At 48.9% G+C, this 21,657-nt stretch carries 21 protein-coding genes; 1 reads left to right on the top strand and 20 read right to left on the bottom strand.

What is annotated here, in order from left to right; genetic code table 11:
- Positions 1-5: 5 nt before the first annotated feature.
- The 13 genes from truA to ndk all read right to left on the bottom strand — a co-directional run bounded on the left by truA (position 6) and on the right by ndk (position 14,659).
- Positions 6-809 (bottom strand): tRNA pseudouridine(38-40) synthase TruA, encoded by an 804-nt coding sequence (truA, locus tag KBW69_RS16040; protein ID WP_257281502.1) that lies wholly within the window; start codon positions 807-809, stop codon positions 6-8.
- 133 nt (positions 810-942) lie between these two features.
- A complete protein-coding gene (locus KBW69_RS16035) occupies positions 943-3,360 on the bottom strand; it encodes a FimV/HubP family polar landmark protein (RefSeq protein WP_257281501.1) in 2,418 nt (805 codons plus the stop codon).
- Positions 3,361-3,743: 383 nt separating this feature from the next.
- Positions 3,744-4,751, bottom strand: coding sequence for an Asd/ArgC dimerization domain-containing protein (locus tag KBW69_RS16030; protein WP_257281500.1), 1,008 nt, complete (start codon positions 4,749-4,751; stop codon positions 3,744-3,746).
- 112 nt (positions 4,752-4,863) lie between these two features.
- Positions 4,864-5,310 carry a PaaI family thioesterase gene (locus KBW69_RS16025; protein ID WP_257281499.1) on the bottom strand — a complete coding sequence of 149 codons (447 nt, stop codon included), beginning with the start codon at positions 5,308-5,310 and terminating at the stop codon, positions 4,864-4,866.
- Complete coding sequence (locus tag KBW69_RS16020; RefSeq protein WP_257281498.1) at positions 5,307-5,768, bottom strand: PaaI family thioesterase; 462 nt, start codon at positions 5,766-5,768, stop codon at positions 5,307-5,309. Before KBW69_RS16020 ends, KBW69_RS16025 begins: the two co-directional genes overlap by 4 nt.
- A 203-nt stretch (positions 5,769-5,971) precedes the next feature.
- Positions 5,972-7,438 carry a ribosome biogenesis GTPase Der gene (der, locus tag KBW69_RS16015; protein ID WP_257281497.1) on the bottom strand — a complete coding sequence of 489 codons (1,467 nt, stop codon included), beginning with the start codon at positions 7,436-7,438 and terminating at the stop codon, positions 5,972-5,974.
- 222 nt (positions 7,439-7,660) lie between these two features.
- The gene (gene bamB / locus KBW69_RS16010) at positions 7,661-8,815 is read right to left on the bottom strand and encodes an outer membrane protein assembly factor BamB (RefSeq protein ID WP_257281496.1); all 1,155 of its coding nucleotides are present in this window, start codon (positions 8,813-8,815) and stop codon (positions 7,661-7,663) included.
- Between the two features lie 3 nt (positions 8,816-8,818).
- Positions 8,819-9,490, bottom strand: a complete 672-nt coding sequence (locus KBW69_RS16005; protein ID WP_257276206.1) for a tetratricopeptide repeat protein — start codon at positions 9,488-9,490, stop codon at positions 8,819-8,821.
- A 3-nt stretch (positions 9,491-9,493) separates the two neighbouring features.
- Positions 9,494-10,774 carry a histidine--tRNA ligase gene (gene hisS / locus KBW69_RS16000; RefSeq protein ID WP_257281495.1) on the bottom strand — a complete coding sequence of 427 codons (1,281 nt, stop codon included), beginning with the start codon at positions 10,772-10,774 and terminating at the stop codon, positions 9,494-9,496.
- 192 nt (positions 10,775-10,966) lie between these two features.
- Entirely contained in the window at positions 10,967-11,905 is a 939-nt protein-coding gene (locus KBW69_RS15995; protein WP_257281494.1) for a helix-turn-helix domain-containing protein, read from the bottom strand.
- Positions 11,895-12,653, bottom strand: coding sequence for a type IV pilus biogenesis/stability protein PilW (pilW, locus tag KBW69_RS15990; protein WP_257281493.1), 759 nt, complete (start codon positions 12,651-12,653; stop codon positions 11,895-11,897). The genes KBW69_RS15995 and pilW overlap by 11 nt, the downstream gene beginning before the upstream one ends.
- A 143-nt stretch (positions 12,654-12,796) precedes the next feature.
- Positions 12,797-13,945, bottom strand: a complete 1,149-nt coding sequence (rlmN, locus tag KBW69_RS15985; RefSeq protein WP_257281492.1) for a 23S rRNA (adenine(2503)-C(2))-methyltransferase RlmN — start codon at positions 13,943-13,945, stop codon at positions 12,797-12,799.
- 282 nt (positions 13,946-14,227) lie between these two features.
- On the bottom strand, positions 14,228-14,659 hold the full coding sequence (gene ndk, locus KBW69_RS15980) for a nucleoside-diphosphate kinase (protein ID WP_257281491.1): 432 nt from the start codon (positions 14,657-14,659) through the stop codon (positions 14,228-14,230).
- A 301-nt stretch (positions 14,660-14,960) separates the two neighbouring features.
- Between ndk and KBW69_RS15975 the strand changes: the two genes are divergently transcribed.
- On the top strand, positions 14,961-16,298 hold the full coding sequence (locus tag KBW69_RS15975) for a serpin family protein (protein WP_306674571.1): 1,338 nt from the start codon (positions 14,961-14,963) through the stop codon (positions 16,296-16,298).
- A gap of 61 nt (positions 16,299-16,359) precedes the next feature.
- Here KBW69_RS15975 and iscX read toward each other — a convergent pair whose 3' ends face one another.
- The 7 genes from iscX to KBW69_RS15940 form a co-directional block, all read right to left on the bottom strand.
- Positions 16,360-16,554 carry a Fe-S cluster assembly protein IscX gene (gene iscX / locus KBW69_RS15970; RefSeq protein ID WP_257281490.1) on the bottom strand — a complete coding sequence of 65 codons (195 nt, stop codon included), beginning with the start codon at positions 16,552-16,554 and terminating at the stop codon, positions 16,360-16,362.
- A gap of 83 nt (positions 16,555-16,637) precedes the next feature.
- Complete coding sequence (gene fdx / locus KBW69_RS15965) at positions 16,638-16,976, bottom strand: ISC system 2Fe-2S type ferredoxin (RefSeq protein ID WP_257281489.1); 339 nt, start codon at positions 16,974-16,976, stop codon at positions 16,638-16,640.
- Positions 16,977-16,978: 2 nt separating this feature from the next.
- On the bottom strand, positions 16,979-18,844 hold the full coding sequence (gene hscA, locus KBW69_RS15960; protein WP_257281488.1) for a Fe-S protein assembly chaperone HscA: 1,866 nt from the start codon (positions 18,842-18,844) through the stop codon (positions 16,979-16,981).
- A gap of 9 nt (positions 18,845-18,853) precedes the next feature.
- Positions 18,854-19,357 carry a Fe-S protein assembly co-chaperone HscB gene (hscB, locus tag KBW69_RS15955; RefSeq protein WP_257281487.1) on the bottom strand — a complete coding sequence of 168 codons (504 nt, stop codon included), beginning with the start codon at positions 19,355-19,357 and terminating at the stop codon, positions 18,854-18,856.
- Positions 19,358-19,602: 245 nt separating this feature from the next.
- Entirely contained in the window at positions 19,603-19,926 is a 324-nt protein-coding gene (iscA, locus tag KBW69_RS15950; RefSeq protein ID WP_257281486.1) for an iron-sulfur cluster assembly protein IscA, read from the bottom strand.
- A 54-nt stretch (positions 19,927-19,980) separates the two neighbouring features.
- Positions 19,981-20,367: a Fe-S cluster assembly scaffold IscU gene (gene iscU, locus KBW69_RS15945; RefSeq protein ID WP_257281485.1), complete on the bottom strand. Its 387-nt coding sequence runs from the start codon at positions 20,365-20,367 to the stop codon at positions 19,981-19,983.
- A 27-nt stretch (positions 20,368-20,394) separates the two neighbouring features.
- Positions 20,395-21,609 (bottom strand): IscS subfamily cysteine desulfurase, encoded by a 1,215-nt coding sequence (locus KBW69_RS15940; protein WP_257281484.1) that lies wholly within the window; start codon positions 21,607-21,609, stop codon positions 20,395-20,397.
- Between the last annotated feature and the right edge of the window lie 48 nt (positions 21,610-21,657).

The following is a 21,657-nucleotide window of genomic DNA, read 5'->3' as shown; positions in this document are numbered from 1 at the left end:
CCGGGTCACCAGGGCAGCGCCGAAGCTACAAAGAAAGGGTTCGGTTCACTTTTTGGCAGTTCATACTCTGCCGGGTAACCTACATCGACAAAATAAAGACCATGGGGCTTTGCTGTAACACCCCCTTCAGAACGACTTCTGGCATCCAACACTTCTTTTGCCCAGACAGGTGGCTTTCTACCGGCACCAATCTCCAGAAGAACACCCGTGATGTTTCTTACCATATGATGAAGAAACGCATTCGCCCTGACATCTATCACAACCATATCGCCATGCCTGTAAACATTCAGGTGCTGAATTTCACGAACCGCATGTTTCGCCTGACACTGCACCGCACGGTAAGAATCAAAGTCATGTTCACCCATGAGGTACTGCCCGGCAATATTCATCCACTCTACATCCAGTGGACGGTAGTAAAAGGTGACACCTCTGGGCAGATGAGCAGGTCTCACCGGGCGATTAAGAATTATGTAGCGATATCTGCGCCACAAAGCAGAGTAGCGAGCATGAAAGTCTTCACTGACAGGCTGGACCCAGTTGAAGGTGATGTCATCCGGCAAGTTGGAATTCCCACCAAATGTCCAGCCGTAGCCACTACGAACTGACTCAGTGTCAAAGTGAATAATCTGGTTACAACCATGCACACCGGCATCCGTTCTTCCTGCACAAACGACAGCGACAGGATGATTGGCTACTTTTGACAACGCCTTTTCTACAGCAGCCTGAACCGAGGGAAGCCCTGACTTCAAACTTTGCCAACCGTGGTAGCGGGAACCATCATATTGAACACTGGCAGCTAATCGCGGCATGAAAAACACTCACTCCATTCATTAAAAGGAGGGAAATTTATCAGGAGGCAGAAAGAATTGGTAGGGGTAGAAAGATGAATAAAAAGCCCGGAGTGGGTCTATTCCGGGCTTTGTCTGTCATGATTAAAGTCTGTTAACCCGCTTGCTCCATCAATGCCTGAGCTTCCTGCTTTTGTTCGTCGCTGCCAGATTCCAGCACCTCAAGCAGAATATCCCGGGCCCCTTCATTATCACCCATGTCAATATAAGCTCTTGCCAAATCCAATTTGGTTGCCGCTTCATCATCATCAGAAAGGAAGTCCAGATCATCATCTTCCAGAACTGATTCCAAATCCGGCAGCCCATCACCAAGACCCAGAGACTCTTCTTCCGCATCAAGACCGACTTCATCCAATTCGAGCCCCGGAACATCCAGATCATCGACTGAAGCTGAATTCTCTTCCTGAGCAGTTGCTGCCGACTCTGACGACAGTTCCAGCCCATCAAAAGCCTGAGAAGCATCATCCCTGACCTGTTCAGACTCGAGATCAGAATCATCCAGCTGGAAGTCCAGATCATCAGTGGACTCAGTGACCTCATTATCTAATTCCAAGTCATCCAGATCAAAATCCAGATCACCAAGTTCGGCGTCAGGATCAACATCGCTTTCATCGCCGAGTGCTTCATTCAGATCAAATGACTCAAGATCATCATCTTCTTCAATAGCCGCTTGCGGAGCAATATCTCCGGAAAAAGCCTCTTCGGAGAATGCTTCAGATGAGAAGCGGGCTTTATAGGCATCAGCCTGACGAAGGGCATCCTGATCATCCAGCGACTCAACACCCGCCAGAGCGTCTTTAAAGCTCTCCAGATCATTATTTTCAGCATGAACTTCCAGCAGTTTGAGTCTCAAATCTGCTCGATCAGGCTCATTCTCAATGGCTTTCTCCAGCAACTCAACAGCTTGTGGAAATCGGCCGTAGGCAATATAGATATCGGCTTCACTGATCGCATCGTCGGTCTGTTGAGTCGTCTCTTCTTGTTCTTCATCTGCCAGCAAAGTGTCTTCATCAATTTCAAGCGTCTCATCCAGTTCGAACTCTTCCCGCCCCTCCTGAGGCTCATCAGAAATCAGTGTCATAGGTTCCAGATTGGACTCTTCCTCAATCTCAATCTCATCCTCTTCTTCCTGCCTGCGCCGACGGTAGACTAGCAAAGCCGCAATTAAACCTAATGGAAGCAGAGCTGACAAAGCCAGATAAAGGGGATGACTGAACAGGAAGCTCAGGAAACCAGGCTCAGATTCTGGTAATGGCTGCACAGGTGTCGGAAGCGTTCTGCTTTCCAGCGATTCTTGCTCCGTTGCCCCTCCGGGCTGCTGCGTCAAGGCAGCCATCTGATCATCTTTCAGATTTATCAGCCGCTTCAGGGTACTGATCTGATCATCGAGATCTTTTAAACGACTCTTAAGCTCTTCATTCTCGCGAGTCAAGTCATCCATCTTCTCACGAGTCATTGCCAACTCACTCTGCAGGGCCGTGGCTGTCGAATTTGCTGCCCCACCCCCCAGATCGCTGCCAGCACCGGTGCTGTCATTAGTGGCAACAATCGACAAACGCCCATTGTTGCCAGCATCGTCATCACTTGTTACAGCAGAGCTTCGTCGAGTTGCATCCAGTTGTTCAAGACGAGCCTGCCATTCACGATTCTGTCGAGCCACCTCACCAACAGCATCCTGGAAACTCACTTCTTCAATTTCCACTCTGTCAGGCAAACGCAACACCTGCCCTTTTTTGAGACGATTAATATTGTTTTCAATAAAGGCTTTAGGGTTCTTCTTCTGCACGGCCAGCATTGTCTGCTGAACACTCAAATCACTGGCAGGCCTGACACTTTTGGCAATATTCCAAAGATTGTCATTAGGCTGCACTTTATAAGTATCTGACTGGCTTTGTCCGGAGTAGTTACCAATACCGGTGCGAATAGGCTGTTCCCTGACCGGTGTCCCCCGGATAGGTCTGGTTGTTTCTTCTGGCTGGTAGCTGGAAGGTTGGCTCTCAGAGAAACCCCTCTGGTCAAACGGATTCACATTCTGACCACGTGAAGGCGAAGGGTAACCACTGTTGTACGTCTGGGTAAACGCAGGGGTTACCGGAGCCGCTGGTTCCTGGCTGAAGGCAGGCGGATCGAGCAGCATGGTGTATTCCCGGAGCAAGCGGCCACTGGGCCAGTGCACTTCCAGCAGGAAATTAAGGAAGGGTTCACGAATAACCTGATTACTGGTGACATGAATAAAGCCCGTGCCATCCTCTCTCAGAATGGTTTTGAACTTCAGGCCCGATAGACTGAAAGGCCTGTCGAGCCCTGCCCGTTGAAAATCTTCACGAGTGGCAAGATTGGGCAGAATCTCGTTCCGGGTCAACTCTCTGACTTGCAGCAATTCAATCTCGGCATCCAGCGGTTGATTGAGTGCAGAATTTAAGCGCACTTCACCCAACCCCAGCGCATTAGCCAGACCGGAACCCATTGCTCCCGATATGACCATAGCTGCTACAAGCTTTTGCAGTTTCATTATGAATCCTTGTTATCTGCGCGTATAAGCAAACCCGCCCGTAAACACACCTTACATCGACGCCAGAAGCAGAACCGAGTCAGACACGGCTTAATTCCGGTCATCAACACCTCTCAACCCTCGCCTTTTCGGTCTCAAGGTTTTTTCACTGACGACTATTTTTATAATAAACGGCTTTTCAGATGCATGCGGTACCCTCAAACAGAAGACAGGTGCCCATTGTGTATCCAACATGGAATACATCAAAAACTATGATCGTTCATAGCCGTAAAACCGGTACAGTTAATAGTCAGGAAGCCTCTACCCGTTCAAGGCAAGGCCCCGGGACAAAAAATCATTCTGACAATTTCAATAGGGAACTGTCACTATTCTTAGCTAAGTTATCATTTTAAAAAGTCTTTTAGCAATATCTCTGCCACCGCCAATGCCTGAATTGCGCCACACCGCACAGGATCGGCGACAATCCAGAGACATATTTGATCAGCATGGTCCGGATTTTGACGAATCCGGCCAACAACAATGACATTTTTTCCCGCGACGGTTTCAACAGAAGGCATTTCATCAACGGCTGCCAACTCAATGCCAGCGATCCCGGTAAGAAGCTGCCTGATAGTCTGCTCATCCACTGAACGATCAAGATCCAGATGCACTGCCAGACTGTCACCGAAGAACACAGGCACACGCACACAAGTAGCACTGACCCTGAGATCATCCTGATCCAGCCCCTTCACAAGTTCTTCTGCGATCAGTCGCTCCACTGATGTAAAGCCCCCCTCAGTGACATCACCCACTTGAGGCAAGACATTAAAAGCAATTCGCTGCTCAAAAAGCTGTTTCCTGACCGGTTTGCCACTGAGCAGGTCAATCGTCTGCCCACGCAATTCTTCAATCCCTTTCTGACCACTTTCAGCCAATGAAAGGTTGACCATGACATTGACAGAATCAATACCCACTGCGTTTTGAAGAGTCTTCATGACCTGAAGCATCAAAGCAGCAGGGCTGGCAGGAATAGCCACCTCCTGCAAGCCTTTCAGCTTGGCCGCATCCGACAGACCTGGTAAGTATATCTCGGCCTCAGCACCGATAGCGCCATTAACCACACGGCAGCCATCCTCACCGGCCAGATTCAGAACCTCAGGATTAACTTGTGACCCAGCGGGGATAATCAGAAGGTCGGCATCGGCATAGTTAAACGTCAGCGCACTGAGAACATCAAGCTCAGTGCCTTTGAAAGTGACTGTAGCCTCATCACCAGGCTCAGTGGACTCTTCAGATCCTGACAGTGGATAGACCACACCAGGTACTAAATGACTCTCTTCCAAAACGGTCAACACAGCTTCCCCGGCAAGACTCTGTGCATCATAAATTGCTAAATTAAAGGTTCCACTCATGGCCTTCTCTGTATCAATAGATAATTGTCGGGGAATGTATCAGGAAGTGTTCAGGAAAGCACCACTCAGACATGAATTACAGTCACGCCTGAGTGGATGAAGTCAGGCAGTATCAGCTATCGAGCCGGAAGTGTGCTCTGGCTGTAGCCACCGGTGTTTCCCTGCGGCTTTGCCAGGCAGTGATCGAAACATTGGCGATCCGACTACCCTGCCTCACCACATCGCATTCAGCAAAAACATCCTGAACTTTTGAGCTTCTCAAATAATCAATAGAAAAATCCACAATCTTGGGAATTTTAGGTTCATCCATAAACAGCATCAGGTGAATGACAGCAGACATTTCCATGAAACCACCCAGCACTCCGCCATGGAGTGCTGGCAAAACAGGATTACCTGTGTTCTCCCTGTTTTCAGGCAGAACGAAAAGGGCATCATCACCCAGGGACTGGCAACGCATACCAATTTTCCTGGCGTAGGGCAGAAGCTCCGTCAGACGACTGTAATCACTGGTCGCCCTGGCCTGAAGCAAAACCTCTCGAAAACCGTTCTGAATGTTCATTTTGCCAGCCTCTTAGCCATTTGACTCAACGTTCGCCCGGATCTCATAAAGGTCCCCACACCATGAGCAAAAGGTTCGCTAAGGTTGTCCTGGTAGGCCACGCCTCTGGTAAAGACAACGGTTTTAGTGACTCGATAGGCTTCAGCAGAGCAGCGAACCGGCTTGAAAGGATCAGGAAACCCCAAATGGTCAATTCGCAGGTCAATGGTAGGACAGGTCTCAAAATCGGGCAGACTAATGCAGGCGGCTACACCAAAAGCACTATCCATTAAGGTTGTTATCGCTCCTGAATGAATGATACCACTTCCCGGGTTGGCCTCCAGCTCTTCGTTAAACGGCATGCTGACGATAACATTTTCAGAAGATGCATGCTCCGGCTTCATCCCCAATATACGACAGTGGGGTACTGCATGGAAGAACTGCTGGACAATACTTACTAACTGCTCATCGGTATTCATGTCAATGCAATCTCAAATCATAGTAAGTACCAATGTACAGTATAACTATTTTCAAACAACTGTTTAATTTGACGAAAGTCTCAATAAATTCCATTCCAACCGGTAAACCATTGAATAATCATGTCGCTGGTCATTTAGACACTGGATAGAATGGAACTGAGCGCAATATTTGCACCCAGTTTTTTTATCTGATTAAGCAATCTCTAACGGCGGGATTTCTGCTTCTTCTTCCTGCCGTCCGTCTTTTTGCCTTTCAGCTCAATAATACGACGCTTATGAGTCACCTTCCGTTCACCGCCAGGATTCTTCTTGTGAACGACTTTGCGTTCTGCATAAGGATTCTCTGAAGAACGGAATTCAATACGAATTGGTGTCCCCATGATCTTGAGAACCTTTCTGAAGGTATTTTCCAGATAGCGCTTGTAGGAAGCAGGTACTTCCTCCGTCTGGTTGCCGTGAATAATGATAGTTGGCGGGTTCATAGCTCCCGCATGGCAATAACGCAGTTTGATACGACGATTTCGAACCATGGGCGGTTGGTGAATTTTAGTAGCATCTTCCAAAATTCGTGTCAGCTGGTTAGTAGACAACTTGCGAGTCGCACACTCATACGCTTCATCAATGGAATCGTAGAGATGACCAACATTTGTGCCGTGCTTGGCAGAGATCATATGTATACGGGCAAAATTGATGAACTCGAGTCTTCTGGCCAGTTCTTCTTTTACCTTTTTTCGCTCTTCTTCTTTCATGCCGTCCCACTTGTTAACGGCAATCACAACGGCACGACCTGCCTCCAGTACAAAGCCCAGCAAATGCAGATCCTGTTCCACGATACCTTCCCTGGCATCAACAACCAGTACCACGACATTGGCATCTTCAATAGCCTGAAGAGTTTTAATGACCGAAAACTTTTCAGCCACTTCATGGACTTTACCTCGGCGGCGAACGCCCGCCGTATCGATCAGAGTGTAATCCTGCCCCCAGCGTTCATAGGGTATGTAAACGCTGTCGCGGGTAGTTCCGGCCTGATCATAAACGACAACACGTTCTTCACCCAGCAAACGATTGACCAGTGTCGACTTACCAACATTCGGGCGCCCAACGATACCAATCTTGATACCTCTGGCCTTGACCGTTTCCGAGTCCTCTTCATCTTCTTCAAACTCATCAGACTCCGGGCCCATCACTTCTTCGAGGACACCTTCAATCATGCCTTTGACACCACGGCCATGAACGGCCGCAATATGAAAGGCATCACCAAAACCAAGAACGGCAAAATCAGCTTCTGCCTGATCAGCATCAACGGTATCCGTCTTGTTAAGAACCAGATGGTACTGTTTGTTTTGCTTACGCAGATGATCAGCAATCATTTCATCAGCGGCCGTCAATCCGGCTCTGGCATCGACCAGAAACAGAACAATGTCTGCTTCCCGGATAGCCGCCAGGGATTGTTCTGCCATAGCCGAATCAATACCTTCCTCATCACCACTGATACCGCCGGTATCAACAACGATATAGGGCCTGGAGCCCATTCTGCCTTCCCCATACTTACGATCACGAGTAAGACCGGCTACATTAGCAACCAGAGCATCACGAGAGCGCGTCAGACGATTGAACAGAGTAGACTTACCGACGTTGGGTCGCCCCACCAGGGCAATTACAGGAACCATAGACTTCATTCCACAGGGGCTATTGAATACCCCCAAAGATTAACCAGTTACAGACAAACTGCCGTTCAAGAGGGAACAATCTGTCCTGAAACCTGTTTGAACAGGGCCTTAAAGCCCAATGGCAACAGATTCCCAGCATTCTAATAACAGAAAAAGGGCCGAACCTCCTGAGGTTCAGCCCGGCTTTCTTCCTTTGCCAAACTCACTGCTTAATTCAGCAAATCACTTTTGATTCAGCGCAGTCAGGATACCGTCAGCACTGAGCACATACAGAAAATCACCCGATACCACAGGAGGTGCTTTAATCGCCGATGAACTCGCCTTAAAGCGACCTGCCATGGCACCATCAACCTGAGACAAAAGATGAACATAGCCTTCCAAATCACCTACGGCCACAAAGCTGCTGTAAGTCGCCGGTGCTGTCAGCAAACGATATTCCAGCTTATCCTGCCTCCAGCTAACCGCACCGCTGCGTTGATCCAGAGAACTGATATAACTGCTGTCATCGGTCAGATACAGAGATCCAAAACCTTCCGCAATGGATTTGTAGCTCGATAGCTCTCGACTCCAGCGTATACGCCCGCTATACATATCCAGGGCAGCTACATTACCCTGAAAACTGACCATAAACAGATTGTCACCTACAACCAGTGGCTCGGCCTTAATGTCGACCATTCTCTCCAGCTCGGAGGTTCCTTTAGGAAGAGAGACACGACTGTTCCACAAAGGACCTCCATCATTAACTCTGAATGCTTTCGCCTCACCATTGGAGAGCCCTACAAAGACAGCTTCCCCCTCAATAAGGGGTGTGCTGGAGCCTCTCAAAGTCAGAGCAGGCTGCAGGTTTTCCTGATGCCAAAGCTCTTTACCGGTCTCAGCATCCAGAGCGGTAATGGTGTCATCAATACTCTGGACCATTACAACACGGCCATTAGTTTGGGGAGAAGAAATGACTTCACTGCTCACTCTGGCTTTCCAGAGCTCACTGCCATCTTCCTCTCTGAGAGCAATGACATGACCGTCCAGGGTTCCAATAAGTAACATTCCGTAGTCAGCAGTAATACCACCACCGACGGGTAATTCCAGACTCTTCTTCCAGATTTCCCTGCCGGACCCGAGATCCAGGGCAGAGACATTTCCTTGGGCGCCTGCAACATAAATTACGTCGCCAGATACAGAGGGCACCAGCCGCTCATAACTGTCCTCGACACCTTTACCGATGCTTTTGGACCAGACCTCTTTCAACTCAATATCTGGTTCAAACTCAGTCAGAGGTTTTGGTTTGCGGACTATTTCCTCATCATCGGAAAAAAGGCTGCAGGCAGCCAGCCCCAGTGTCAGGGAAACGATCAGCAGTGATCTGATTATCCTTTCCATCCATTAGCCCTCTTTTATGTTGGCTGCCAGGTCATCCAGTTTGAACTGCAGCAAAGGCCGGGACTCTCCGTTGGTGCGGGCGGCTTCCAGTGCCTTTTCATAGGATTCACGTGCTTTGTCTCTCTGACCCATCGCCAGATACGCATCGCCTCGAACAGACTCGATTGTAGCTACAAAACCGGCTTCTGACTTGGCCTTGGTCAGGACATCCAGCGCTGCTTGAGCGTTATCGCCAGACTGGCTGAGCATCACTCGCGCCAACCTGGCACGAGTTACCAACTCAACTTCCAGATCAGGCTTTTGAGCCAGCACCCATTCAAGAGAAGAACGAGCACCCTCAAGATCGTTATCCAGAACCTGTTCACGAGCCTGAAACAGCGTTGCAAAAGCCGCATAATCAGTGCTCTCATAATCAGACTGCAGAGTTTCCACTACGTGTTTAACGGTGGATTTCTGCTGCTCTGACAGTGGCTGTCCATGAGCTGTCTGGGTAGCTTCCAGAAGACTCTGGTAAAGCTGTGATGAAGCAGCTGCTGTCTCCAGTTGATTCTTCTGGTAAGCCTTGTAGCCAAAAATAGCGATGACTGTGATAGCGACACTGGCAACAACGGGCTTTCCGTATTCCTGCCAGAGGTTTTTGAGCAGTTCTACTTCTTCTTCATCTGAGCGACTCACGCTTTACTCCTGAATTCGCTTTTTCAAAAATTCAACCACAGCAGGAATACCCATGCTCTCCTGCTCACCATCCGTTGACAAAGGCTTAACGGATACCGACTGACTGGCCAACTCATCTTCTCCAACGATGAAAGCGTAATCAGCTCCGCTGCTGAAGGCCCTCTTCATCTGCCCTTTAAAGCCTCCGCCGCAATTCACCAAAATGCGCACGCCTGGAACACCTGTTCTTATTTGCTCGATCATAGGGAGAGCTTTAGCACTGACACCCTCCCCTCGGGTGACGACTGCGACATCAACGGTTTTATGAACTGACCCGGGAACCAGGTTGAGTGTTTCCAACATTAACACCAGACGCTCAAGCCCCATGGCAAACCCTACTGCCGGTGTTGGCTTGCCACCCAGCAATTCAACCAGGGCATCGTAGCGGCCACCACCGCAGACGGTTCCCTGTGCGCCAAGACTCTCTGTTATCCATTCAAACACGGTCCGACTATAGTAATCCAGCCCGCGAACCAGACGTGGATTGACATCATAAGAAATCCCTGCTGCATCAAGAATACTTTTCAGGGTTTCAAAATGCCCGGCCGATTCAGCGTCCAGATAATCGTGCAGTACAGGGGCATCTGCAACAATTTCCCGGGTGCGCTTATCTTTGCTATCGAGAATTCTGAGAGGGTTAATACTCAAACGATTTCGACTGTCTTCATCCAGTTCCTGCTCAAAGCGGGATAGGTACTCGACCAAAGCCTCACGATAATTCTGGCGAGCTTCCAATGTTCCCAGAGTATTCAGTTCCAGACGCACATGTTTATGGATACCCAGCTCTTTCCAGAGCCTGGCAGTCAACAATATGAGTTCTGCGTCAATATCGGGGCCAGCCATGCCGAAGGTTTCAACACTGAACTGGTGAAACTGACGATAACGTCCTTTCTGTGGGCGCTCATAACGGAACATGGGGCCCATAGTCCAGAGTCTTTGTGTCTGGTTATAAAGCAGACCATGCTGGATACCAGCACGTACACAACCCGCTGTACCTTCAGGACGCAGAGAAAGACTCTCGCCGTTGCGATCCTCAAAGGTATACATTTCCTTTTCGACAATATCCGTACCTGCACCAATACCCCGGCTAAACAGAGGACCGGGCTCAACCACAGGCATTCTGATTTCGCGATAACTGTAGGTCGCCATCAGGTTACGGAGTCTGGATTCCAGATACTGCCAGGCTGGACTCTGATCTGGCAGGATGTCATTCATCCCGCGAATGGCTTGAAGTTGCTTTGCCAAGTTCTGAGGTCCTCTCAATCCTCTAAAGTAGCGTTGGTGAACAGGTAATAATGGCAGATAATGCCAGAAGTGTTACTACAGACCGGCAACAATTGCTCAAAAATGCTTATTCCAACGCAAAAGCGTCAACTATAACTTTTCCGGAGCCCCGAGTACATGACAGATAGGTTCGTCACGGAATCCGTATCTTAATCAGCCCGCTTCCAATACCAGGCTTGCTACCCTGCGGCCGGGCTCAGGTGCCTTGATCGCGACTTTTTTGCCATCAAACTTGAGATCCGCCACACCTTTAACATTGCCAAAACGGACCTGAACGGAAGAAGGCACTTCGAGCCTCAGATTAGAACCCGCTCTGTGAACATCGGTATAGAGGTCATGACCACTCATATCCTTGATCTGGATCCAACAGTCCTCTGCAAACTCAACAGCCAGACTGACCAGAGAGCCATCTGCTTCGTAGGGAGAGCCGTTAGCTTCAGGAACGGCGCCTTCAACTTCAGGAGGGGGGCTAACGGCTTCAGGAAGGGCATTCTCAACTTCGGGAAAAGCGCCATCAGTTTCCGAAAGAGAACCTTGAGACTGACTAACAGATTCTTCACTGTCATGGGCAACAGCAGGTAGAACGTCCTTTTCTAATTCTGCTTCAGGCTCAATAAGAACGGGAGCCTGTTGCCGGGAATTCACTCCCGACGGGGAAACAGAAGGGTCGTCCAAATTCCATTCATAATAACTGCCCGCGCCCACCAGAATAACGGTGAGAAGGCTCGCGCCCCAGGCAAGCAAAGGAGACATCGGACGCCGGCTTATCAAAGAAGTGCCCGCTTTAAGGTGAGTAGTTTCTGAACCTCTGTGCCCAGTGAAACGATCAAAGTGATCCACCAGCTCATTGCCATCCAGTTCAAGAACCCGGGCATAAGATCTGACGTATCCCCGGGCAAAAACCAAGCCTGGCAACGCCTCAAACTCATTACTCTCTATGGCCAGAATATACGACTCTGGTACTTTCAGTCGATCTGCAACTTCCTCCACTGAAAGTCCTGCTTTATGCCTTCCAGATTGAAGTAACCGGCCCGGAGAATGATCAGCATCCGCCTCCAGACCTTCCTCACTGTTTTGCTCATCAGTATTCATAACTGCTTCTACTCCGCACTCCCTCTCCAGTGGAAGAAGGGAATAAGCGCCCTAATTGCAAAGAATAACTGGCTGCGGCATCCTGATCACCATTGATTCTGGCCAAACGAACCCCCAGTCTCAGGGATCGCTCATTCTGACGGGAAAGACGGGTAAAGACCTGATAGTGCTTCCAGGCTTCACGAAACTGGCCCTGCTTCTCAAGTATTGCTGCTAATTCCAGACTTGCACGGGGTAAATTACTGTTCAGTTTCAGAGCCTTGTCAAAATGCTCCGCAGCCAGGGTTAAGCGGCCTTGTCTTAATGCCACCAACCCCAGATTTTCATAAGCTCGACTTCGGCTACTGTACCGAACGTCATCAGCGGCCTTCTCAAATTCGCGGTAGGCTTCGCTCAGACGGTTCTGACTGAAGAGAAAAACACCGAAGTTATTATGAATTTCAGAAGAATCAGAATTCAGGGAAAGAGCTTCCTTGAAGGATTTTTCAGCTAGACTTGCCTCTCCCTGAAGCTGATAAACCAGCCCCAACATGCCATAAGCATCAGCTGATCGAGGCTGGATCTCCAACGCCCGGTTGATAGGCTTAACTGCTTTCTCGGTTAAGCCCTGTTGCACATATCCTCTGGCCAGTTCCAGGTAGCTACGGACAGCTTCGTTTTCATTGACGGGCTCAGGCCCACCGCTTGTCACACAGCCACTCAGGATGATACTGAACAAAACTGCACTGATTCTCAGTTTTGCGATCATGCTTTTCCCCGTTTTTTAATTATTTTGAACATAGTAAGTGAACCGGGATAGCCAAGGCCACAGAAATTTGCCCCCAACTATCGTAACTTTCAGCTCAAACAAGCTGTTATCAAAGCCAATGAATTGACAACCGGATACTCTAATCAGCTGGCATTCACCTGGCGAGCAGTGATATAGCGTTCACTTCTTCGTGTTTTGTCAGCAACCTGCCCCACCAGCTGACCACAGGCAGCGTCAATATCGTCACCACGAGTCCTGCGCACAGTCACATTAAAGCCAGCTTCCTGCAGTTGTTCCTGAAAGCGACGTACAGCATTATTGCTGGGGCGTTGGTAACCGGAATGCGGGAACGGATTAAAGGGGATCAGGTTGATTTTACAGGGGACGTTTTTCAACAACTGAATCAGTTGGGCCGCATGCTCAGGCTGATCATTCACTCCGGCCAGTAGCGTGTACTCAATGGTTACGACACGTTTGTCAGGAAGCCCGCTCATGTATTGATCGATCGCATCCAGCAATTCTGACAGTGGATACTTGCGGTTGATCGGAACCAGCACATTCCTCAATTCGTCATTAGGAGCATGAAGTGAGACAGCCAGAGATACATCAGTCACTTCACCCAATTTACGCAGCGCAGGAACAACACCCGAGGTGCTCAGCGTCACCCTGCGCTTGGACAGACCATAACCGAGGTCGTCCATCATCAGATTCATGGCGTCGACCACATTATCAAAGTTCATCAAAGGCTCGCCCATCCCCATCATTACGACGTTGGTGATAGAACGATCTTTCTTTGCGGGGACATTATTAAAGTGACGCGCAGCAATCCAGACCTGACCGATAATTTCGGCCACAGTAAGGTCGGAGTTAAAACCCTGCTTGCCGGTTGAGCAGAAGCTGCAATCCAGTGAACAGCCTGCCTGGGAAGATACACACAGGGTGCCACGCTTTCCGTCCGGGATATAAACTGTTTCAACACAGCTGCCCGAAGTGACTCTGACTACCCACTTGCAGGTGCCATCTTCAGAAAACTGGCTACTGACAACTTGGGGACCACGAATTTCAGCCACCTCTTTCAGCTTTTGTTTGAGGGTTTTGCTGATATTGGTCATTTCATCAAAGTTATCGATGCCAAAATGATGAATCCACTTGAGCATCTGCTCGGCACGAAACTTCTTTTCACCTATGCTGAGAAAAAAATCCACCATCTTATTGCGGGACAGATCCAACAAGTTGACGAATTCGTTCTGAACCTCACCGGCCTCAGCACTTACGGTGATCAACTCTGACATTGTTAATACCTCAAAAAGCCATGAGCGTTACATGACGCACGACAGCCATAGGACGGGCACGCATTATTCCTCGCCCGGAATGAAATACACTCCTGAAATGGCTGCATTCTCATTAACTGCGATGAGAGACTGTGGGAGGCCGACATTGAGTTAATGAAAAATGATTCACGAAAAAACATGTGCGCCATTAAACCACAATAGCCACGGCATTTTCATAGATAAAAATACGGGGCACACCTGAACCCTGATTTCAGGGGACAGCATGAATACCCCGTTATGTCATTATCGAGTACGAGGACAAACGTCTGCATCTTCAAAGAAGTAGGACACTTCTCTGGCAGCAGAAGCCGGAGAATCCGAACCATGCACTGCATTTTCATCAATAGTCTGAGCAAAATCAGCACGGATAGTCCCGGCAGCGGCTTCAGCCGGATTGGTAGCTCCCATAAGCTCACGGTGATGAGCAACAGCGTTTTCGCCTTCCAGAACCGATACAACAACAGGGCCCGAGGTCATGAAAGACACCAGATCGTTAAAGAAAGGACGCTCTTTATGCTCAGCATAAAAACCTTCTGCCTTCTCTTTGCTCAGCTGAACCATGCGGGTTCCAACAACTTTGAGGCCAGCTTTTTCAAAGCGGCTAAAAATTTCGCCGATGACATTTTTAGCAACAGCGTCAGGCTTGATAATTGACAAAGTGCGCTCTACGGCCATTACACTCTCCAAACGTTCTTCTATTGGCCCATTACAGGTCAAGTTTATAATTCAATGCGCTACCTCCAGTCATTGGGGAAGCTTGGATGGCATTGTAAACGATCACTATCTCAGTGTCAGTTTTATCCGCACAAAATCATACAAGTCGAAACCAAATTCAGGTCATCGAATTTCAAGACAATGTCACCCCGGATATTCCATGCCAATTATCAGCAGTGTTCTCAATGAGCAACTACAATTCTAACGCACTCGCGGGAGTGCAGGGTAATTAGCAATTGTCTTGGCTTCTGAATAACTTAACATGACAAGGATAAATATGACTTTAACAGACAGGATAACCAGACGCTCTTCTGGATACGGGGCAATCCGGCTTACACTGTTATTATTTTTCTTTGTATCAACATCAACTCCCCTTCAGGCTACCCCTCATGTATGCCAGAAGTGCAAGAATGTTTATAATGATGATGATTTTCTAGTCTGCCCAATCTGCCACCCGGCACCTGCTGACCCGCCAGCTCAACCAGAAACACAACACTCCCAACAATTAAAATGGGTGATGCGGCTTTTTATGTTGGCAGCGCAAGCGCAGCCAGATTCAAATTTTATTTTTTCCCCTGACAGTCTCTTTCAGGCTCTGTCGGCTTTACTCGCGGGCGCCTCCGACACTACTCAGGAGTTACTGGCAAAATTTTTGGAAAGGAATTCTCCCTCCTCTTCCACAACAGAAGCACCAGGTGCCAGTCCAGGGCAAAGCGTGGTTTACACTGCCGGCAACGCTTTATTATTAGCCTCCCGGTACCAGCTTCAGGATTCCTATCGCAGGGAAGCCGAAAAGATGAGCACGGCTATTCATGACAACATTGACTTCCGCAACAGGCCATCCTTAAAAGCACTCGCTGAACAGCTTAATCAAGAGTTCTGCTATTTAACCCATGGCATGATTCGATCTTTTTGCAGTGCCAATCAATGGAACACAGAGACCGCACTCATTCTCATAAATTCTGTTTACTTCAGAGGGCTGTGGAAGCAACCTTTCTATCGTAAAAACGGAGGAGGACTCTTTACTCTGGAAAACGGTACAAATGTACACCTCAGAAGAGTTTTACATCAAGAGATACGACACACAGGGTACGCTATCCAAAATGAGTGGCAAGCAGTAACGGTTCCCTACCGTGGAAACTATGAAATGGTACTGGTTTTGCCACCGGAAGGAACAGCACTCTCAACGGCATCTCCTGAAATAATGGCCAATTTACTTGCGTCACTGCAAGCTGTGCCAGAAATAGATCTTACTTTACCTGCCTTTGAAAGCTACTCTGGAACTGAGTTGAGTTCTGTGTTGAGAAACACGGGCCTGGAATGCTTATTTCAACAAGGTAGGGTGACTTTAGGAGGCATGCTAGTCGGCTCCTCAAAAGGGATCTTCTTGTCCGGCATTCAACAAAACTGCGCCATAAAAGTCAATGAATTGGGGACTGAAGCTTCAGCAATCACTCAAACGTGCTTTGTCGATGGCATCAGAAGAAATATCAAAATTAATTTTAACAGACCATTTCTTTATATTTTGCGACATAAGGACACAGGGAGAATACTCTTTATAGGGCAAATACTTCACCCTGAAACCCTTAACTACCGTTAACTGAAAGAAAAAAGATCAATGATGACTGCAAGGTTCTCATTGATCCTGCCAGTCAGACTGATCACTCAAGCTCTTCAATCCAGGCCGCCTGAATAGCTTCCAAAATCTTTTCTCCACAACGCGCCGGATCATCATCAAAATCTTCCAGAGCCATCACCCACGCTCTCAGATCAACAAAATTAACAAATTTCGGATCAACATCCGGGTGCGCATCAGCCAGCTCAGTAGCAATGTCGAAGATGTCTGTCCACCTCATAATCTTTCTACCTTATATCCGGTGACCTAATCAGCAGAGAGAAAGAGACTCATAAGAGTCTCTCAATCGAAAGCACAGCAGGCTCAATGCTTTTCTGACACCTGGTTAAGCGTGTACATGGGTATTTCCACCACCAGATTCTCTTCAGCCACCACCGCCTGACAGCTCAAGCGAGACTCAGGCTCCAGACCCCAGGCTTTGTCGAGCAGATCTTCTTCCAGCTCATCCGCCTCCTCCATACTGTCAAAGCCTTCACGGACAACCACATGACAGGTCGTACAGGCACAGGACTTTTCGCAGGCATGTTCAATTTCAATGCCATTAGCCAGAGCCGCATCGCATACGGTCATTCCCGCCTCAGCCTCAATCACGGCCCCTTCCGGGCAGATTTCATCATGAGGCAGAAATACGATTTGTGGCATGTTCAGGACTCCTTGAATTCGTCAATCTTATGGCCCGAGAGTGCCTTTCGTATGCCAGAATTCATACGCCGGGCAGCAAACTCATCACTGGCCTTGCTGATACGTTCAATTTCGAGCTTGATGGCCTCTGCATCGCCCTGACGCCTCACAGCGCCCAGGCTTTCAAGGTCAGCCACCAGTCGGTTAAATTCATCTTCACTCAGCAGTTCACGCCCATCAGCCTCGAGTGCCGTTACCAAAGCTTGTGTTAAACGATCAGCCTCTACTTCCTGCTCCCGCAGTTTTCTGGCATCACGGTCTTCGACAGCACTGCTCATGGACTCTTTCAGCATACGAGCGATTTCATCATCGGTCAGACCGAAGGAAGGCTTGACCTGCACACTACTTCTGACACCCGTAGCCATTTCTTCCGCGGATACATCCAGCAGACCATCTGCATCAACCTGGAAAGTCACACGAATCTTGGCAGCACCCGCAGGCATTGGGGGAATACCGCGCAATTCGAAATGCGCCAGCGAACGGTTATCACTCACCAGCTCTCGCTCACCTTGCAGAACCTGAATGGCCATTGCTGTCTGGCCCTCTTTGTAAGTGGTAAATTCCTGAGCCCTACTGACTGGAATAGTCGTATTCCTGTGAATGACTTTTTCCATCAGTCCACCCATGGTTTCCAAACCGAGCGACAGAGGAATTACATCCAGCAGCAACATTTCTTCAGCAGACTTATTCCCTGCCAACACATTAGCCTGTTGTGCAGCACCCATTGCAACAACCCGATCCGGATCAATAGACGTCAGTGGTTTCTTGCCAGTAAATTCGGCCACAGATTCACGAACAAAAGGCACACGAGTAGAACCACCTACCATAACCACTTCATGAATATCAGCAGCCTTAACACCTGCATCACGCAAGGCTCGCTTGAACGCTCTGATGGTTTTAGAAACCAGTGGCTTTACCAGCTCGTTAAACTGAACACGGCTCAGTTCACCCTGCCAGCCGGCAAAGGCAACTGATACGCTATCTGAATCAGTCAGGAACTCTTTGACCCTGCAGGCCTCAGTCATTACCGACCTGTAACTACCACTATCAAGATCCGTTTCAGACACAGAAGCAGACTCCAGAATCCAACGTGCAACCGCTTTGTCAAAATCATCACCACCCAGTGCCGAATCCCCCCCCGTAGCCATGACTTCAAACACGCCTTTCTTAAGCCTGAGTACAGAGATATCGAAGGTACCACCACCGAGATCGAAGACAGCAATAACTCCTTCAGACCCGACATCCAGACCGTAGGCAACAGCTGCTGCTGTAGGCTCATTCAAAAGCCGATATACGTGTAACCCGGCCAGCTTGGCTGCATATTTAGTCGCCTGCCGTTGTGCATCATCAAAATAGGCAGGTACGGTAATGACCGCACCATCCAACTCACCCCCCAGGCTTTCACTGGCACGCTGCGCCAATGAACGAAGAATTTCAGCAGACACTTCAACCGGACTGACAGCACCACGACGGGTTTCTATAAGAGGCATACTGCTTTCTGACCGGCCGAAGTGATAAGGCATCACCTCACCCAGTGTATTGACATCTTCAAGACCACGCCCCATCAGTCGTTTAATTGAGACAATAGTATTCAGTGAATCATCTATCACGTGAGCTTTAGCTGCCAGCCCAACCTCAACTCCCTGTTCTGCGTATCGAACGACTGAGGGCAGGATATGATAACCATCATGATCAGGTAATGTTTCCACAGAGCCGGATCGAACCGTCGCTACCAGAGAGTTGGTAGTTCCCAGATCAATGCCTACTGCGCGTTTTTGCTGATGAGGCTCCGGAGCCAGCCCGGGCTCAGATATCTGAAGAAGTGCCATATTCGATTCTCAATCACCCAGAAGCTCGGCTTCCAACTGCTCCATTTCGGCAGACAGCTTCACCATGAATTGCATTTTTTGAACGACAGCCGCAGCCTGCTCCAGAGAAGCCTCACCCCCCTTTTGCCAGAGAGAGGCAAATTCGCTTTGATAATCTGCCATAATTTGATTCACCTGTGCCATCAGCCGCTCTAGTTCAGATTCAGGATCCTGATGTTCACGAATTTCGCTGACAGCTTCTCTCAGCTCCATCTGCTCCATCAGAAAGATCGTATCCATAACCGTATTATTTTCAAGATCAACGGGTCGCCCAGCGAGTTCCAGCAAGTAAAGAGAACGATTGAGAGGCGACTTCAGTGTTTCGAGCCCTTCGTTAACATAGGCTGCGTACTGAACCGCCAACCTTTGCTGACGCTCATCTTCACCAGCAAACCGGTCAGGATGAACAGACTTTTGCAATTCACGATATCGTTCGGATAATAACGCCTGATCGACTTGAAATCCGACAGGCAATTGAAACAGCTCGAAAAAATTCTTAGTTAAATCGACCACGATACCAGACATTCCAAATGAGTAGAGGTCGGAATTATATGGGCAAATAAAATGCCTGAAATCCCGAAACCTATTTATTACGCAACCTTTATTATGCTCACCTTCCAATGACAAAAAGCCCTTCGCCACCTGAGTGATGAAAGACTCTTCAATGCATTCAAAAAGGGGTGGGTTCAGACTGCATGGATATCACTGTAAGCGAGCGTTCAAACGTTGAAGCTCTCACCACAACCGCATTCACTGGATGCATTGGGGTTGTTGAACTGAAAGCCTTCATTTAAACCTTCCCTGACAAAATCAAGCTCAGTGCCATCAAGGTAGACCAGACTTTTCTGATCGGAGTATATGTTGACGCCCTTACTTTCAAAAGACAACTCGTCTATAGCTGTTTCATCCACGAACTCCAGCACATAAGCCATGCCCGAGCAGCCAGAAGTTCGCACCGCAACACGGATGCCAAGCCCCCTGCCGCGCTTCTTCAGTTGACCCCTTACATGCCGGGCTGCGGCCTCTGTCATGGTGATCGCCATGAAATACTCCAACTCAATACATAAATCCAATAGGCCAATGGAATACCATTAACCTTAAGACTCGCCGTGCTTGGTACGATAATCGTCGATTGCAGCCTTGATCGCATCCTCAGCCAGTACTGAACAGTGTATCTTCACAGGAGGGAGCGCCAACTCTTCGGCAATATCCGTGTTTTTGATTTCCGATGCCTGATCCAGCGTCTTGCCTTTCATCCACTCTGTTGCCAGAGAGCTGGAGGCAATAGCAGAGCCACACCCGTAGGTTTTAAAACGGGCATCTTCAATCACACCCTCGTCGCTGACCTGAATCTGAAGACGCATTACATCGCCACAGGCAGGTGCTCCGACCATCCCGGTACCGACCTTATCAGATTTGTCGTCAAGCTTGCCGACGTTTCGGGGATTCTCGTAGTGATCGATTACTTTTTCACTGTATGCCATGATATTTTCCTCCCACCCGGTTCGATATTAATGTGCTACCCACTGAACAGTACTCAGATCTACGCCATCTTTGTACATGTCCCACAGAGGCGACAGCTCACGCAGTTTTTCTACAGCCTCTCTCACCTGGGCGACAGCATAATCCACTTCTTCAGCCGTTGTGAAACGACCAAAGCTGAAACGCAGTGAACTGTGTGCCAGTTCATCGCTGACGCCCAGTGCGCGCAACACATAAGACGGCTCCAGACTGGCTGAAGTACAGGCCGATCCGGAAGAAACAGCAAGATCTTTCAGGGACATAATCAGAGACTCACCCTCTACGAAGGCAAAGCTGATGTTGAGATTACCAGCAACGCGGTGCTCAAGGCTGCCGTTGACATGCACTTCTTCCATGTCTGAAATACTGTTCAGAAAACGCTGACGGAGTTTCAGGCTGTGCTCGTTGTCAGCACCCATCTCTTCCCTGGCGATACGACAGGCCTCACCCATACCCACAAGCTGATGAGTAGGAAGAGTACCTGAACGCATACCACGTTCATGACCGCCACCATGAATTTGAGCCTCAATACGAACACGCGGCTTGCGACGTACGTACAAAACACCCACACCTTTAGGACCATACATTTTGTGAGCAGATAAAGACATCAGATCCACTTTGAGGCTACTCAGATCAATTGGAAGCTTGCCAGCACTCTGGGAGGCATCTACGTGAAACAGAACCTTGTTAGCACGGGTGATTTCACCAATGGCTGCGATATCAGTAACCACACCAATCTCATTATTGACATGCATGAGACTGACCAGAATGGTGTCTTCGCGCAAGGCATCACTGACCTGCCCGGTGGTAATCATGCCTTCAGAGTCTGGTTCAAGGTAGGTCACCTCATAGCCTTCACGCTCCAACTGACGGCAGGCATCCAGGACCGCTTTGTGCTCAATCCTGGAAGTAATGATGTGCTTGCCTTTTTTGCTGTAGAAGTGCGCCACACCTTTAATAGCCAGGTTATCAGACTCAGTAGCACCTGAAGTCCAGACAATTTCACGGGGGTCAGCATTCAATAGGTCTGCAACCTGCCTGCGAGCATTTTCAACTGCTTCTTCCGCCTTCCAGCCAAATACATGTGAACGGGATGCAGGATTACCGAAATTGCCTTCAGATAGCAGACATTGACTCATCTTGTCAGCAACGCGGGGATCACACGGTGTTGTTGCTGAATAATCCAGGTATATAGGTAGTTTCATCCCGTACATCTCCAGGCTCTCGGGCATTCGTGATGCCCGAGTCGCTCA

The organism is Endozoicomonas sp. ISHI1, from assembly GCF_024606225.1.
Lineage (GTDB): Bacteria > Pseudomonadota > Gammaproteobacteria > Pseudomonadales > Endozoicomonadaceae > Endozoicomonas_A.
Note: the sequence above shows the minus strand (reverse complement) of the source record. Positions and strands in the feature narration are given on the sequence as shown.